Raw genomic sequence first — 414 nt, 5'->3', positions numbered from 1 at the left:
GTCGCGCCGGACTCGCAGTAACCGTCGGCCTCGCCCTGCACGTTGACGAAGGTGAGCTTGGTCCAGGCGCGGGCACCCGGCGCCAGGGACACCGTGGCCGCCGAGCCGCTGTGGGTCGTGGCGAGCGGTACGTTCTTGTCCGGGGACCCGTTGCCCGCACCCGCGACGGTGGGGAATCCCTGCAACGTGCACGCGCTCTTCGAGGTGTTGGCGACGGCGACGATCGCAGCGCCGGTTCCCGTGCCGGGCGGCCGGACGGCAGCCTGGCGGGCCTCCGCCACCTTTACGTCTTCGCTCGTGCAGGGCTTCGCCTTGCCTCCGGACACGGCGGGGGAGCCCGAGGCGGCGGGCTTGGCCTGCCCGGTGCCGCCGGCACTGCTGCCGCCCGCGGCGGTCCCGGGGGCCGGCGACTGC

The 414-nt window shown here is 75.1% G+C and carries 1 protein-coding gene; it reads right to left on the bottom strand.

The annotated features are described in order from the left end of the window. Window positions 1–281 (bottom strand): DUF4232 domain-containing protein (locus G3I78_RS49390; RefSeq protein ID WP_343244046.1); only part of this gene is annotated, 281 nt, incomplete at its 3' end. Window positions 282–414: the final 133 nt, after the last annotated feature.

The sequence above is a fragment of the Streptomyces sp. SID13726 genome, assembly GCF_010548375.1.
GTDB lineage: Bacteria > Actinomycetota > Actinomycetes > Streptomycetales > Streptomycetaceae > Streptomyces.
This window is presented reverse-complemented; position numbering and strand designations above follow the sequence as displayed.